Raw genomic sequence first — 13,584 nt, 5'->3', positions numbered from 1 at the left:
ATGAAAATATCAAAAGAAAAATATGCTTCAATGTTTGGACCAACTGTTGGTGATAGATTTAGACTTGCAGATACTTCATTAATAGCCGAAATCGAAAAAGATTATACTACTTATGGTGAAGAGAGTAAATTTGGTGGTGGAAAGACTATAAGAGATGGAATGGCTCAAAGTCCAACGGCTGTTGATGTAGCTGATTTGATTATTACAAATGCGATTATCATAGATTATACAGGTATATATAAAGCTGATATTGGAATCAAAGATGGGATTATAATAGCTATTGGAAAATCTGGAAATCCAAACTTATGTGATGGAATAACTCATGGTTTAGAAATAGGTGCAAATACTGAAATACTATCAGCTGAGGGAAAAGTAATCACAGCAGGTGGAATTGATACGCATATTCACTTTATAAGTCCAGGTCAAATAGATGAAGCTCTTTGTAGTGGAGTTACAACTATGATAGGTGGAGGAACAGGTCCAAACACTGGAACAAATGCGACAACATGTACTCCAGGAGAATGGAATATAGCTAAAATGATTCAAAGTGTAGATGATTTACCACTTAACTTTGGATTTATGGGAAAAGGAAATAGTTCATCAAAAGAAGCTTTAGCAGTTCAAATAAAAGCAGGAGCTATGGGACTTAAACTTCATGAAGATTGGGGAAGTACTCCAAATGCTATTGATACTTGTTTAAGTGTTGCAGATGAGTTTGATGTTCAAGTTGCTATCCATACAGATACTTTAAATGAATCAGGTTTTGTGGAAGCTACTGTTGGAGCATTTAAAAATAGAACTATTCATACTTTCCATAGTGAAGGAGCAGGTGGTGGTCATGCACCTGATATAATGAGTGTAGCTGGACTTGCAAATGTATTACCATCAAGTACAAACCCAACACTACCATACACAAAAAACACTATAGAAGAACATCTTGATATGCTTATGGTATGTCATCACTTAAGTCCAAAAATTCCAGAAGATGTAAGCTTTGCAGAATCAAGAATCAGAGGTGCTACAATTGCTGCTGAAGACGTTTTACATGATATTGGAGCAATAAGTATTACTAGTTCAGATTCACAAGCTATGGGAAGAGTAGGAGAAGTACTTATTCGAACATGGCAAGTAGCTGATTCAATGAAAAAACAAAGAGGCCCTTTAAGTAATGATAGCCAAAGAAATGATAACAATAGAATAAAAAGATATATCGCAAAATACACTATAAATCCAGCAATCGCATCAGGAATTGATGAACATGTAGGAAGTGTAGAAGTTGGGAAAATGGCTGACTTAGTTTTATGGAATAGAGCATTTTTTGGAGTAAAACCAGAAATTATAGTAAAAGGTGGATTTATAGCCCTTGCTCTAATGGGTGATTCTAATGCATCAATTCCAACACCAGAACCAAGCATGTATAGACCTATGTTTGGAAGTCTAGGACGTGCAAGTGCTAAAACCAGTGCTATTTTTACTTCAAACTTTGCGAGTAAAGATTTAAAAGAAAAATTAGAAATAAACAAAAAAGTATTAGCTGTAAAAAATACTAGAAATATAGGTAAAAAAGATATGAAATTAAATGATTTCATAGGAGAAATAAAAGTAAATCCAGAAACTTATGATGTAACTGTAAATGGAGAAGTAATAACTTCTGATTACGTAACAACAGTGCCTATGGCCAAAAAATATTTTATGTTTTAAGGAGATGATTTGACATTTAGTGTAATAAAAAAAGTAATAGAAATAAGAAAAAATATAGATTTTTATAGTGATGAGGTAGAGCTATCTTGGTTTGATATGCAAAAGCCAAATTTAACAGCTGTTTCAAAAGAGGGTGTTAATTTTGTGATGAAAGCTAAGTTTACTCATCTTCATGAAAATGATTTTTTATTTTGTGAAGATGGACATGTTATTAAAGTAAGTAGAAGTAAAGATGAGGTTTTTATTTTAAGTTTTAGTGATGCTTTAACTTTTGCAAAAGTTGCTTATGAGATAGGAAATAGACACCAACCTGTAATGATAGAAGAGTTTAGAATAACAGTTTTAGATGATATTTCATTAGCTGATATTATTAAAGATTGTTATGCAAATGAAGCTATAAAAGTTGAAAAAACAAAAGCTTATTTTAAAGCAAATGGCAAAGCACACCACTCTCACTAATATGACAAATAAATCAAATCTAAAAAGCTTAAGTAGGTTTCTACAAATACTTGATGGAACTTTTCCATCAGGTATGTTTGTACACTCTTTTGGTCTAGAACCACATATAATTAATCAAAATGTATATAATATAACTACTTTAAAAGTATACTTACGAAATATTATCATAGATCAGTATCAAAATATAGAGTTTACTTATATCAAAAAAATTTATAAAGCATTAGAAAATGATAAAATCACGCTATTAAAACAAATGGATAATCTATATAGTAGTTATCTAATATACGAATATGCAAATGCATCAAGTAATATTGGGTTTAATTATTATACACAGTTAAAAAATCATATTTCAAAACCAATAGTTAAAAAATATTTTGAGTATGTTGAAAATAAAATCTGTATTGGAAATGAAATTTTTATTTTGGTTACTTATGCCTATGATTTAGATATTAGTATGGAAGATTTTATAGTAATGTGGACGAAAAAAAATCTAATAAATATAGCAGCAACATCATTGAAAATTTCAAGAATAAAACCATCTGAAATACAACAAATGCTTTTTGAATTTGATGAGATTTTATCAGAATTAGATTTTGAAAATATCAAAAATAAAATTACAAATTTTAATCCACTTTTTGAAGAACATATATTTCAACATAGTGTATTAGAACCAAAAATGTTTGCAACATAACTCGATTTTCTTTTTATCCTATTTCAGCGTTAAAAATCAACTCATTTACTAATAAATAGTAAACTTCGCTAATTTTTGCCTTGAACTAGAATAAAAATTTTAATCGAAAAATTTTAAAAGGAATATAAATGGCATTAAAAATAGGAATTGCAGGACCAGTTGGAAGTGGAAAAACTTCACTTATTGAAAGTCTTACAAATTTACTTAAAGATAAATATTCATTGGCAATTGTTACAAATGATATTTACACAACAGAAGATGCAAACTATTTAAAAGCGCATCTTGATTTAGATAGCAATAGAATCACAGGAGTTGAAACAGGTGGCTGTCCTCACACTGCAATAAGAGATGATATCTCTATGAACCAAAAGGCCGTTGTAGAGCTTGAACAGAAGTTTTCCCCTGATATTATATTTGTAGAAAGTGGAGGAGATAATCTTAGTGCTACTTTTTCCTATGAGTTGATTGATTATTACATGTATATAATCGATGTTGCTCAAGGTGCTGATATTCCAAGAAAAAAAGGTGCAGGACTTTTATTTTCTGATTTATTAGTTGTAAATAAAACAGATTTAGCTCCCTATGTTGATGTTGACTTAGAGTTAATGCAAAGTGATGTTTTAAATAATAGAAAAAATAAACCTTCTGTATTTATATCAAAAAAAGATAAAGAGAGTTTAAATCAAGTAGTAGCTTGGATAGAAGCTTTGCTATAATACATCTATGTTAATAGAAAATGAAAATATCGAAATACTAGATTTAAACTTCAAAAATTTAAGTGAAATTCCAAGTGAAGTATTCTCTTTAAAAAACTTAAAGAAATTACTTCTATATGGAAATAAACTTGAAAGCTTACCAAAAGAAATAAAAGAGTTGAAAAACTTAGAATGTTTAGATCTAAGAGGTAATCATCTCTCCTTTTTACCTATAGAAATAGGAGAATTAGTAAATCTAAAAACCCTATATCTATCAAATAATAAAATACAAAATTTACCCTTGAGTATGAAAAAACTAGAAAATTTAAATAAAATTGTATTTATCAATAATGATTTAAAAAATATTCCAAGAATCTTATTTGAAATAAATAGTTTGAAAAGATTGATTTTAAGAAACAATAAAATAGAAAAATTAAGTGAAAATATTCAATTTTTAGAAAATCTTAGAAATCTTGATTTAAAGAATAATTGTTTAAAAAATTTGCCAAAAGAACTAAGTGTTTTAGAAAGCTTGCGAAGTTTATCTCTAAAAGGTAATGATATTTCTAAATTACCTTTTGAGATGAAAAATTTAAGAAAAATAGATTTTTAGATTTTTTTATAGATTCCAAAGAAATGAGGAACAGGAGGCTCTTGTATATCATCATATGCTAAAAAACTAATCTCTTTTAGTTTATCTGAATCCACAAATTTATCCATTTCTGCTTTTGTTAAAGGAAGTGGAATAGCATTTTCTTTTTCACCTTCATTTCTACTTCTACAAGAAACTAAGATATATCCATCTTTGCAAATTAGTGAAGACATAGAAGCACGAGCTTTTACTCTATACTCTCCTGGTAATACTTGAATTGTATTACACTCATAAACCACATCAAAACTTTCAAACCATTCTTTTGGATAATCAAATAAATCAGCTACTACATAGTTTACTTTTGTATTTTGGTATCTGTTTTTACATAATTCAATAGCTGTAGGAGATATATCAAAAGCTATTACTTCAAAGCCAAATTCACTTAAAGCTTCTGCATCATCTCCAACTCCACAACCTACAACACAAGCTCTTTTAGAAATTTTATCTATTGGATTATTTTCCAACCAAGATACTAAATAAGGACTTGCTTCTAAATCAGCCCAAAAAACCTTTGTATGATCACCATTAGCACTTTTGTAAATAGTATCAAACCAACCTGTTGGATCATTATTTTCTTGATAGGTTTTTACCATTTTCACATATTCTACGAAGTTGAAATTTTCCATAAAGTTTATTCTTTCCTAATAGCTTCTTTAGATTTATTAAAACAAAACATTCCCATTTTTTCATTTGTAAAAGTCATAACACAAGTACTTCCCGGGTCACTTATTGGAGTGAATTCATAAACCCTTACATTATATCCTTCTGTTTCAATATTATATTTTACATCAGGTTCTAGTGTTTTATTTCCCCAACTTTTTAGTTGTGACCAAGATATTGCATAAGCTGAACTTGCTAGAAAAATTAATGTTAGTATTAGTATGATTTTTTTCATAGAATTTCCTTTCTTAAATCTCTATTTCAAGACCAATAGGACAGTGGTCGCTTCCCATAATATCACTTAAAATATATGCATCTTTAATATGTCCTTTTAAATCATCACTTACATAAAAGTAATCAATCCTCCAGCCAACATTATTCTCTCTTGCATTTGCTCTATATGACCACCACGAATAGTGCTCAGGTTCATCACCAATTACATGTCTTAGAGTATCTACATAACCATGTGAAATGAATTTATCCATCCATTCTCTTTCCATTGGTAAAAATCCTGATGTTTTTTCATTTGCTTTAGGCCGTGCAAGGTCAATTTCTTTGTGGGCTGTATTTACATCTCCACAAACTATGATTGATTTTCCTTGTTTTTTCAAGTTTTCACAATGCTCTAAAAATCTATCATAAAACTCCATTTTATAAACAAGTCGTTCTTCTTTACTTTGACCGTTTGGAAAATATACATTAAAAAATGCTATATCTTTATCTGCTAAAGTAAAGTGAACTTCATTTATTCTTCCTTCATCTAATATATCAACACTTGGGCAGTTACACTCAAATGTGGTTTCAATATCTGTAAATAGAGCAGTTCCACTTCGGCCTTTTATTGCAGATGCACTAGCTGTCATAGTTTTGAATTTTTTGTCAAAAATAGTTTTTGGAATTTGCTCTTTCATTGATTTTGTTTCTTGAATACCTAAAAGATGAATATCATGTTCATCTACCCATTTTAAGGCCTCTTTTTTATCAACTGCTCGAATTCCATTTACGTTCCACGAGATAAATTTATATGTTGCCATTATTTAGTATCTTCCTTTTTTTCTTCTATTTTTTTTTCTTCTTTAATTAGGGTTTGTGGTGCTATTGGAGATGTTGGTTTATTAATTCCTATATTTCCAAGTGAGTTTAAATTTGTATTTGATAGAGAGTTTTTATTGTTTAAAAGCATTTCACTTTTCCCTCCATGCATATCTATTTTACCTGAGTTCTGAGTTGAGTAATCATATTGTGCAAATAAAATATTTGTTAAAAAAATAAAATTTAGTAATAAAACTTTCATTGTTGTTTTTCCTTTTTTTTAATATTTATAATTATTCCATATATTGTAATTATAATCCAAAATACCTCTATTATAAAAGAACCTAGATTAAAATGTACAAAAAGTGAAATCAAAAGTAAAATTGCACCAATTAGATTTAATAATTGGTATTGTAATGAGTTGATTGTATATTTGTTAGTTTGAAGTAACAAGTATGCAAAAACTATGAAAATCATTCCAAAAAATCCAATCCATTGATAAATATCCATCTACATCCTTTGATTTAAGATAGGAGTATAACAATTTTTTGATAAATAAGGCTTTATTGGGTATTTTATGTTTATTTATTTAGAAAAAGAGTTTTTATATGACAGAATTATATTTAGGAATTATTTCATTTCTTACATCCACAATAGCAGGTATTGTTGGACTTGGTGGAGGAATGATGTTAATTGCAATTTTACCATCATTTTTACCTGTAAATGCTCTTATTCCAGTTCATGGTTTAACTCAAATGTCAAGTAATCTAAGCCGAGCAGTTTTTGGATATAAAGATGTTCAATATGAAGTGATTCCAAAGTTTTTGTTAGGTTCTTTTTTAGGAATAGGCTTATTTGCATCAATTCTAAGTTTTATTTCCCTTGAATATGTTCCTTTGTTTATAGGTGTTTATATTTTACTTTCATTATGGTCTGAAAAATTTAATGAAAAAATAAAAAGATATGAAAGCTATTTTTTAGCAGGTTTTTTCCAAACAGGTCTCTCTATAGTTGTAGGAGCTACTGGACCACTTACAATGACACTTTTATTAAAAGACTATAAAGATAAAGACAAAGTTGTAGCAACTAGTGCTGCTTTGATGAGTTTATCTCATATTTTAAAAGTATTTGTATTTATGTATTTTGGATTTGTTTTTTTTGATTACATTGGAATAATTATTGCTATGGTTATTGGAGCAATTGCAGGAAGTTATGTTGGAACAAAACTAAGAAATATAATAGATGGAAAAAGATTTACTTTGATTTTAAAAGTATTATTAACAGCCCTTTCTATTAAAGTTATTATTGGAGTATTTATTTGAAAAAAGATTTTTTCACTAGAATTTTTACATCAAAAGAAGCATTACTTTATGTGATGACTATTTCGATGGTTGTTTCATTTTCAGCTTGGATGAGTTTATTAAACAACTTTACTGTTGAAGTTGCATCATTTAATGGAAGTCAAATAGGTATTTTGCAAAGTTTAAGAGAAATTCCAGGGCTTTTAGCTTTTACAGTTATTCTTGTTTTAGCTTTTATAGCTCAACAAAGATTAGTTTATTTATCCATTATGCTTTTAGGTTTAGGAACTGCTGCAACTGGATTTTCCCCAACTCCTATTGGTCTATATATTACAACTGTAATTATGTCTATTGGGTTTCACTATTTAGAAACGCTAAATCAATCTTTATCATTACAATGGATTGAAAAAGAAAGAGCGCCTATTGTTTTAGGAAAATTATCAGCTGTAAAATCTTTTGCAGGTTTGCTTGTGTTTATTTTAATTTATATTTTGATGAATTATTTAGCCCTTGAGTATAAATATGTTTATCTTATTTTTGGTGGATTTTCTTTTATTCTAGGAATATTTGCTTGGTATTTATTTACTCATTTTAAAGAAGCTATTATTCAAGAAAGAAAGCTAAGAATCAAAAAAGAGTATTGGCTTTTTTATGCTTTGACATTTTTAGCAGGTGCAAGAAGACAAATTTTTGTGGTATTTGCAGGATTTTTACTTGTTGAAAAATTTGGAGTTGATATTCATAATATGATAATCTTACTTTTTGCAAACTCTATTTTAAATATGTATATAGCTCCAAAAATTGGTAAGTTTATTGTTTCATTTGGAGAGAGAATTACTTTAAAGATAGAGTATGTGGGCTTGATTCTTGTATTTGTATCTTATGCTTATGTTGATAGTGTTTATGTAGCTTTTGCTTTATATATAATTGACCATTTACTTTTTTCTATGGCAATTGCACTTAAAACATATTTTCAAAAAATAGCAAATCCAAGTGATATTTCAAGTGCAAGTGCAGTTAGTTTTACTATAAACCACATGGCCGCTGTATTTTTACCTGCACTTTTAGGATTGGTTTGGTTACAGTCCTCTTCTTTAGTATTTATTATTGGAGCAATTATCGCAATGGGCTCTTTAGTTTTATCATTTTTTGTTCCACTAAATCCAGAAATAGGTTATGAAACAACTCTAAAACAAAGAATTAAAAATTGAAAATACAACTTACAACAAAAAATGATATAGAAAGTTTATATAAATATTTTCAAAAATAGTATTATGAATAGTGCAGATATAAGTGTTTGCACTGTTATTATACTTGACATTAATCCAATATCCCCACCTAATTGTCTTGCTAGGATAAAAGAGCTTGGAGCTGTTGGTAATACTGCAAATAAAACCAAAATTGACAACATCATATCATCTACTCCAAAATATTTTCCAAAGACAAAAATAAATAAAGGAAGTACTAAATGTTTAGCAATATTTGAAATAATAAGTTCACTTTTTGAAGATTTAATCTCTTTTATAACAAGTCCAAATCCAACTGATAAAAGTCCCATAGGAAGTGCTGCTTTACTTAATACTTCAAGTGTATTATTTATAATTACAGGTAAATCTATTCCTAGAAAATTAATGCTTCCCCCTACAACACAAGCTATGATTAAAGGGTTTGTAATAATAGATTTAAGTAAATAAATAAAATTTAATTTTTCATTAGTAATATAAAGTGCAAAAATTGTAATACATAAAATATTTATAAATGGTATTGCAAAGGTTAAAAGAATAGCAGATAAAACTAATCCATCATTTCCAAAGATTGCTCCAGAAAGTGCCAAAAATACATAAGTATTAAATCTAATTCCACCTTGAACTACAGAAGTAAAAGCAGCTGGAGTTGTAGGTTTTATTTTATTTACAATCATAAGAACAATCATTGTAAGAAATATTGCTAAAAGTGCAGATAAAATAAAACCGAAGCTATTTTGTGCTTCTAAAGATGCATTTGATAATTTAAAAATCAAAAGTGCAGGCATTAAAACATAATAAGTTAATTTATCAGCCTGTGGCCAAAATTCATGTGATGGAAATTTTATTCTTTTAAAAAAATATCCTATTAATATAAGTGCAAAAACAGGAATTAAAGCTGAGAAAATTAATGACATAATCTTCTAGTTATTTATTGATATTTTGAAAACAGCTTTTATAACTCTTTTATTTTCACCTAGTTTAACACAAGGCATATGTGCATCTTGTGGAAAAAATATTGCTAATTCATTTTGTTTTATTTTTAAAATTGAAGAGTCTTTTGTTTGAGAATATTTTGCATAATCTAAATCTTCTTTATAAGGTGTTGTAACTTCAAGATTAGATATATTTTCAACTTCCATTATCTCTTCACCTTCAAAAACATATTGAATATCAATATATTTTTTATGTGATTCAAAAAAGCAATCTTCTTTATTTTTAGAAATATAAGCTTGTTCTAAAACAAAACAATGTTCATCCAAGATTATTTTATTACACTCATCAAGCCCTATATTCAAAAGACTTTTATATTCATTAGAGTTTTTATTTTGAAGTTTATCAATATACAAAAAAGCCTTTTCAAAACTAGAACAATTAATTTGTTCCTTAACTGCTTGTATTGTTCCAAAAATCGCCATTTGTATATCCTTAATAATATTTATTTTTTTAGCATATCTTTAAGAATTATTTTACCACCCTCAACACCAGGTTGATCATATGTATTAATTCTTAAGAATCTTCCAACGATTGAAGTTAAAAGTTCATAATAAAATAGAAGTTTTCCTATTTCATATTCACTAATATTATCAATTTCAATTATATCAATTGGAATATCTTTTTTACACTCTTTTACAGATGCTATTGTAGCATCTGCTTGCTGATTAATAAGTTCTTTAAAATTAAGATTATTTATATAATCAAGATCTTCTAGTCCAGCAAGAGTTATAGGTGCAATTTTAGTATCATCTTTAAAATCTTTAATTTTTATAAAAGTTAATGTTTTATCAGACTTACCTTCAACTATAAGTTGTAAAAATGAGTGTTGATCAACAGGTCCTAGAAGACCAATTGGTGTTAAACCTTGATTTGTATTATTTATATCAATCTTACCAAGACTTTCACCCCAAAGTTGAACATACCATTTATTAAAACCTTCAAGTAATTGAGAGTATGAAAAAATTGCATTTACATTATAAACATCTTTAAACTCATAATAAGTTCTAGATTTTTTCATTAGATGATCATATAATTCATGTTGTTCAAAAAATGAAGTTGAAATCTTTTTTGCACCTTTTAATAAATCATCTATATTAAATCCAGCAAGATATAAAGGAACTAAACCTACATTTGAAAGTACTGAAAATCTTCCACCGACATCTTTTGGTATTTCAAAAGAGTTAATGTCATTTGCAAGCGCAAAACTATTTAATTTGCTATCATGTTCAGTAATCACTAATAAATTAGATTTATCAATTTTTGTAATTGACATCAAATATTTAAAAATAGAAATTGTTTCTATTGTTGTTCCAGATTTTGAAATAACAATAAATAAAGTATCTTCTATGTTAAGTTGACTTATTGTCCCATTTAAGTTAACTGGATCAGTACTTTCAAAAAAGAAAAGTTCTTTTTTTAATGTTTTACTATGCTGTTTATTATATTTCATAAAATTATAAATAGCATACGTTCCTAAAGTACTACCACCAATACCAATTATTGCAATTTGCTTTTGAGTAAAATTAAGATTATCAAGTCTAATTTTTAAATCAGTAATATCTACATGAGGAAGAGAATAGTAACCAATACTTTCTCTTTCTTTTTTTATTTCACTAAAAATTTCTTCATCACTTAATGATACTTGTGGATAATATAGATTATTTTTCACTACTTAGCTCCAGTTGGTTTCTTAGCTGCTTTTTCTGTTTCTTTTTTTGTTTCTTTGTCATAAAAATAGTTTGTTGCTTGAACAAATCCATCTATACTTCCACAGTCAAATCTTTGACCACTAAATTTAAATGCTAAAACCATGCCTTTTTTTGCTTGAGTTAAAAGTGCATCAGTAATTTGAACCTCTCCACCTTTCCCAGGTTTTGTTTCTCTAATAATGTCAAAAATATCAGGAGTTAAAATATATCTTCCAATAATTGCTAAGTTTGAAGGTGCAACTTCAGGCTCAGGTTTTTCAACCATGTTTTTAACCATAAAAATTCCAGGTTCAATTTCATTTCCATCAATAACACCATATTTATATGTTTCATCTTTTGGAACTTCTTCAATAGCAACAATTGAACAATGATATTTTTTATATAATTCTACCATTTGTGCTAATACACCTTTATTATCAGGAGCATCACAAAGGTCATCAGCTAGAACTACGGCAAAAGGTTGATCACCAATTAGTGTTTCCCCGCATAAAATTGCATGACCTAAACCTTTCATTTCTATTTGTCTTGTATATGAAAAAGTACACTTAGTAATTACAGCTCTAATTTCAGTTAAGTAATGCTCTTTGCTAGTACCTTTAATTTGATTTTCAAGTTCATAAGAAATATCAAAATGATCTTCAATAGCTCTTTTACCTCTACCTGTTACTATTGCCATTGTATCCATACCAGCAGCAATTGCTTCTTCAACTCCATATTGAATTAATGGTTTAGTTAAAACAGGTAACATCTCTTTTGGTGTAGCTTTAGTTGCAGGTAAAAATCTTGTACCATATCCAGCAGCTGGGAATAGACATTTTTTGATTGGACTATTTTTATTCATTTATTTTCCTTTTATTTAATTAAGTTTATTAAAACATTTTCATATATTTTAGCATTTTCTTTTGTATCTGCTTCAAATCTTGTAACTAATTTTGGTGTAGTGTTACTAGCTCGCACTAATCCCCAGCCATTTTCAAAAATTACTCTGATTCCATCAACTGTAATTATATCTTTAATTTTTGGGAAATCAGCAGGTGGATTTGCTAAAGCTTTTTTTAAATCATCAATAATTTTAAATTTTGTTTCTTCAGTTACTGTAATATTGATTTCAGGAGTTGAAAAAACTTGTGGTAAAGCTTCGAATTCTTTATCATAGTCAAATTCTTGATCAATTAATTCTAAAGCTCTAAAAGTAGCATAAATAGCATCATCAAAACCAAAATATCTATCATTAAAGAATAAATGCCCAGAAACTTCAGCTGCAAAATCAGCTTTAGTTTCTTTAATTTTAACTTTCAAGTTTGAGTGACCTGTTTTATACATAATAGCTTTACCGTATGAATTAATTGTGTCATACATAACTTGTGAACATTTTACTTCACCAATAACAGTAGGATTATCAATAAATCTAGAGAAAAATATTGCTAGAATGTCACCTTTAAAATTATAATTTGGTGAAAGTAAGGCAATTCTATCTGCATCTCCATCATAAGCAAAACCAAAATTATAATCACCGGTTGCTAACTCTTTTTTAATATCTTCAAGAGTATGCTCATCACTTGGATCTGGATGGTGATTTGGAAAATTACCATCTGGTTGCTCAAATAAAATTTTATATTTTATGTTTAATCTATCAAGTATTTCTCTTAATACAACACCAGCAACTCCATTTCCGCAATCAAATACAAATTTTTTATTTTCTAATTTTAAATGTGAAAAATGATTAACAATAAAATCTATATATCTATTTTTACAATCTATAGGAATAGTTACATTATTATCATTTATAATAGAAGTATCAGCAAGTATATCTCTACCTAAAGCATAAATATCTTCTCCAAAAAATGGATCCTTATTTAATGTAATTTTAAATCCATTATATTCAGGAGGATTATGAGATCCTGTAATCATAATAGAACCATCACTTTGTAATCCATCAAAATCAGTGAAGTTCGCAAAATAATTTGCAGGTGTTGGAACAAGTCCCATATCAAGAACTTCTAATCCAGCTTCATTAATTCCTGAACTTAACCAATTTTTTAAAATAGGTGAATGAAGTCTTGCATCATAACCTACTGCTATAAACTGTGCATTAGGAACTTTTTTCAATAATGCCTTTGCAAAATGAAATCCAATCTTTTTAACAATGTTCTCATTTAGTTCTTTTTCAAAAATTCCTCTAATATCATATTCTCGAAATATAGATGCACTCATTATATATGTTTCTCCTCTAATCAATAATATATTATAGTATTAATGATTTTATTTTGTATTTAGATTTTTATAAAAATATATTTTATCGAATTATTATTAAATAAAGTTGTATAAAAAATGTGAATTAAAGAATTTTTTTAATTATCATTATAATATTAACTCAACTTTCGCACATAAAACCTAATTGTTTTTTAGTGTAAACTCTGAGCATATGAATGATTTGTTCTAAA

At 27.9% G+C, this 13,584-nt stretch carries 17 protein-coding genes; 7 read left to right on the top strand and 10 right to left on the bottom strand.

What is annotated here, in order from left to right:
• The 5 genes from ureC to ABVS04_RS14395 all read left to right on the top strand — a co-directional run bounded on the left by ureC (nt 1) and on the right by ABVS04_RS14395 (nt 4,159).
• Entirely contained in the window at nt 1-1,701 is a 1,701-nt protein-coding gene (ureC, locus tag ABVS04_RS14415; protein ID WP_368031473.1) for an urease subunit alpha, read from the top strand.
• Between the two features lie 9 nt (nt 1,702-1,710).
• Complete coding sequence (locus tag ABVS04_RS14410; RefSeq protein ID WP_368031471.1) at nt 1,711-2,160, top strand: urease accessory protein UreE; 450 nt, start codon at nt 1,711-1,713, stop codon at nt 2,158-2,160.
• The gene (locus ABVS04_RS14405) at nt 2,135-2,851 is read left to right on the top strand and encodes an urease accessory UreF family protein (protein ID WP_368031470.1); all 717 of its coding nucleotides are present in this window, start codon (nt 2,135-2,137) and stop codon (nt 2,849-2,851) included. The genes ABVS04_RS14410 and ABVS04_RS14405 overlap by 26 nt, the downstream gene beginning before the upstream one ends.
• A 128-nt stretch (nt 2,852-2,979) precedes the next feature.
• On the top strand, nt 2,980-3,567 hold the full coding sequence (gene ureG, locus ABVS04_RS14400; RefSeq protein WP_368031469.1) for an urease accessory protein UreG: 588 nt from the start codon (nt 2,980-2,982) through the stop codon (nt 3,565-3,567).
• A 7-nt stretch (nt 3,568-3,574) separates the two neighbouring features.
• Nucleotides 3,575-4,159 (top strand): leucine-rich repeat domain-containing protein, encoded by a 585-nt coding sequence (locus ABVS04_RS14395; protein ID WP_368031468.1) that lies wholly within the window; start codon nt 3,575-3,577, stop codon nt 4,157-4,159.
• Here ABVS04_RS14395 and ABVS04_RS14390 read toward each other — a convergent pair.
• The 5 genes from ABVS04_RS14390 to ABVS04_RS14370 are packed head-to-tail and all read right to left on the bottom strand — an operon-like array spanning nt 4,156 to nt 6,400.
• Nucleotides 4,156-4,824, bottom strand: a complete 669-nt coding sequence (locus ABVS04_RS14390; protein WP_368031467.1) for a class I SAM-dependent methyltransferase — start codon at nt 4,822-4,824, stop codon at nt 4,156-4,158. The genes ABVS04_RS14395 and ABVS04_RS14390 overlap by 4 nt on opposite strands.
• A gap of 5 nt (nt 4,825-4,829) precedes the next feature.
• Nucleotides 4,830-5,093 carry a hypothetical protein gene (locus ABVS04_RS14385; RefSeq protein ID WP_368031466.1) on the bottom strand — a complete coding sequence of 88 codons (264 nt, stop codon included), beginning with the start codon at nt 5,091-5,093 and terminating at the stop codon, nt 4,830-4,832.
• A 13-nt stretch (nt 5,094-5,106) separates the two neighbouring features.
• Nucleotides 5,107-5,892, bottom strand: a complete 786-nt coding sequence (locus ABVS04_RS14380; protein WP_368031465.1) for an exodeoxyribonuclease III — start codon at nt 5,890-5,892, stop codon at nt 5,107-5,109.
• Nucleotides 5,892-6,152 (bottom strand): hypothetical protein, encoded by a 261-nt coding sequence (locus ABVS04_RS14375; protein ID WP_368031464.1) that lies wholly within the window; start codon nt 6,150-6,152, stop codon nt 5,892-5,894. The genes ABVS04_RS14380 and ABVS04_RS14375 overlap by 1 nt, the downstream gene beginning before the upstream one ends.
• A complete protein-coding gene (locus ABVS04_RS14370; RefSeq protein ID WP_368031463.1) occupies nt 6,149-6,400 on the bottom strand; it encodes a hypothetical protein in 252 nt (83 codons plus the stop codon). The genes ABVS04_RS14375 and ABVS04_RS14370 overlap by 4 nt, the downstream gene beginning before the upstream one ends.
• Nucleotides 6,401-6,498: 98 nt before the next feature.
• Between ABVS04_RS14370 and ABVS04_RS14365 the strand changes: the two genes are divergently transcribed.
• Entirely contained in the window at nt 6,499-7,212 is a 714-nt protein-coding gene (locus tag ABVS04_RS14365) for a sulfite exporter TauE/SafE family protein (RefSeq protein ID WP_368031462.1), read from the top strand.
• The gene (locus tag ABVS04_RS14360; protein WP_368031461.1) at nt 7,209-8,402 is read left to right on the top strand and encodes an MFS transporter; all 1,194 of its coding nucleotides are present in this window, start codon (nt 7,209-7,211) and stop codon (nt 8,400-8,402) included. The genes ABVS04_RS14365 and ABVS04_RS14360 overlap by 4 nt, the downstream gene beginning before the upstream one ends.
• Nucleotides 8,403-8,437: 35 nt before the next feature.
• On the opposite strand, the gene ABVS04_RS14355 is transcribed toward ABVS04_RS14360, so the two are convergent.
• From ABVS04_RS14355 to ABVS04_RS14335, 5 genes are read right to left on the bottom strand one after another with little or no spacing between them, the layout of a single operon-like run.
• Nucleotides 8,438-9,352 (bottom strand): AEC family transporter, encoded by a 915-nt coding sequence (locus ABVS04_RS14355; protein ID WP_368031460.1) that lies wholly within the window; start codon nt 9,350-9,352, stop codon nt 8,438-8,440.
• A 6-nt stretch (nt 9,353-9,358) separates the two neighbouring features.
• The gene (locus ABVS04_RS14350; protein ID WP_368031459.1) at nt 9,359-9,853 is read right to left on the bottom strand and encodes a YhcH/YjgK/YiaL family protein; all 495 of its coding nucleotides are present in this window, start codon (nt 9,851-9,853) and stop codon (nt 9,359-9,361) included.
• 20 nt (nt 9,854-9,873) lie between these two features.
• Nucleotides 9,874-11,100 carry a glucose-6-phosphate isomerase gene (locus ABVS04_RS14345; RefSeq protein WP_368031458.1) on the bottom strand — a complete coding sequence of 409 codons (1,227 nt, stop codon included), beginning with the start codon at nt 11,098-11,100 and terminating at the stop codon, nt 9,874-9,876.
• Entirely contained in the window at nt 11,100-11,981 is an 882-nt protein-coding gene (galU, locus tag ABVS04_RS14340) for a UTP--glucose-1-phosphate uridylyltransferase GalU (protein ID WP_368031457.1), read from the bottom strand. Before galU ends, ABVS04_RS14345 begins: the two co-directional genes overlap by 1 nt.
• A gap of 11 nt (nt 11,982-11,992) precedes the next feature.
• Nucleotides 11,993-13,354, bottom strand: a complete 1,362-nt coding sequence (locus ABVS04_RS14335) for a phosphomannomutase/phosphoglucomutase (RefSeq protein WP_368031456.1) — start codon at nt 13,352-13,354, stop codon at nt 11,993-11,995.
• Nucleotides 13,355-13,584 lie beyond the last annotated feature (230 nt).

Origin of the sequence: Arcobacter sp. s6 (assembly GCF_040884245.1) — a bacterium.
Taxonomy (GTDB): Bacteria; Campylobacterota; Campylobacteria; order Campylobacterales; family Arcobacteraceae; genus Aliarcobacter.
The sequence above is the reverse complement of the archived record's forward strand: the minus strand, read 5'-3'. Positions and strand labels throughout refer to the sequence as shown.

What these genes read in the sequence shown, in the direction of transcription:
- ureC (WP_368031473.1), top strand. Translation starts at nt 1, where the DNA reads ATGAAAATATCAAAAGAAAAATATGCTTCAATGTTTGGACCAACTGTT.
- ABVS04_RS14405 (WP_368031470.1), top strand. Translation starts at nt 2,135, where the DNA reads ATGGCAAAGCACACCACTCTCACTAATATGACAAATAAATCAAATCTA.
- ureG (WP_368031469.1), top strand. Translation starts at nt 2,980, where the DNA reads ATGGCATTAAAAATAGGAATTGCAGGACCAGTTGGAAGTGGAAAAACT.
- ABVS04_RS14395 (WP_368031468.1), top strand. Translation starts at nt 3,575, where the DNA reads ATGTTAATAGAAAATGAAAATATCGAAATACTAGATTTAAACTTCAAA.
- ABVS04_RS14390 (WP_368031467.1), bottom strand. Translation starts at nt 4,824, where the DNA reads ATGGAAAATTTCAACTTCGTAGAATATGTGAAAATGGTAAAAACCTAT.
- ABVS04_RS14385 (WP_368031466.1), bottom strand. Translation starts at nt 5,093, where the DNA reads ATGAAAAAAATCATACTAATACTAACATTAATTTTTCTAGCAAGTTCA.
- ABVS04_RS14380 (WP_368031465.1), bottom strand. Translation starts at nt 5,892, where the DNA reads ATGGCAACATATAAATTTATCTCGTGGAACGTAAATGGAATTCGAGCA.
- ABVS04_RS14375 (WP_368031464.1), bottom strand. Translation starts at nt 6,152, where the DNA reads ATGAAAGTTTTATTACTAAATTTTATTTTTTTAACAAATATTTTATTT.
- ABVS04_RS14370 (WP_368031463.1), bottom strand. Translation starts at nt 6,400, where the DNA reads ATGGATATTTATCAATGGATTGGATTTTTTGGAATGATTTTCATAGTT.
- ABVS04_RS14365 (WP_368031462.1), top strand. Translation starts at nt 6,499, where the DNA reads ATGACAGAATTATATTTAGGAATTATTTCATTTCTTACATCCACAATA.
- ABVS04_RS14355 (WP_368031460.1), bottom strand. Translation starts at nt 9,352, where the DNA reads ATGTCATTAATTTTCTCAGCTTTAATTCCTGTTTTTGCACTTATATTA.
- ABVS04_RS14350 (WP_368031459.1), bottom strand. Translation starts at nt 9,853, where the DNA reads ATGGCGATTTTTGGAACAATACAAGCAGTTAAGGAACAAATTAATTGT.
- galU (WP_368031457.1), bottom strand. Translation starts at nt 11,981, where the DNA reads ATGAATAAAAATAGTCCAATCAAAAAATGTCTATTCCCAGCTGCTGGA.
- ABVS04_RS14335 (WP_368031456.1), bottom strand. Translation starts at nt 13,354, where the DNA reads ATGAGTGCATCTATATTTCGAGAATATGATATTAGAGGAATTTTTGAA.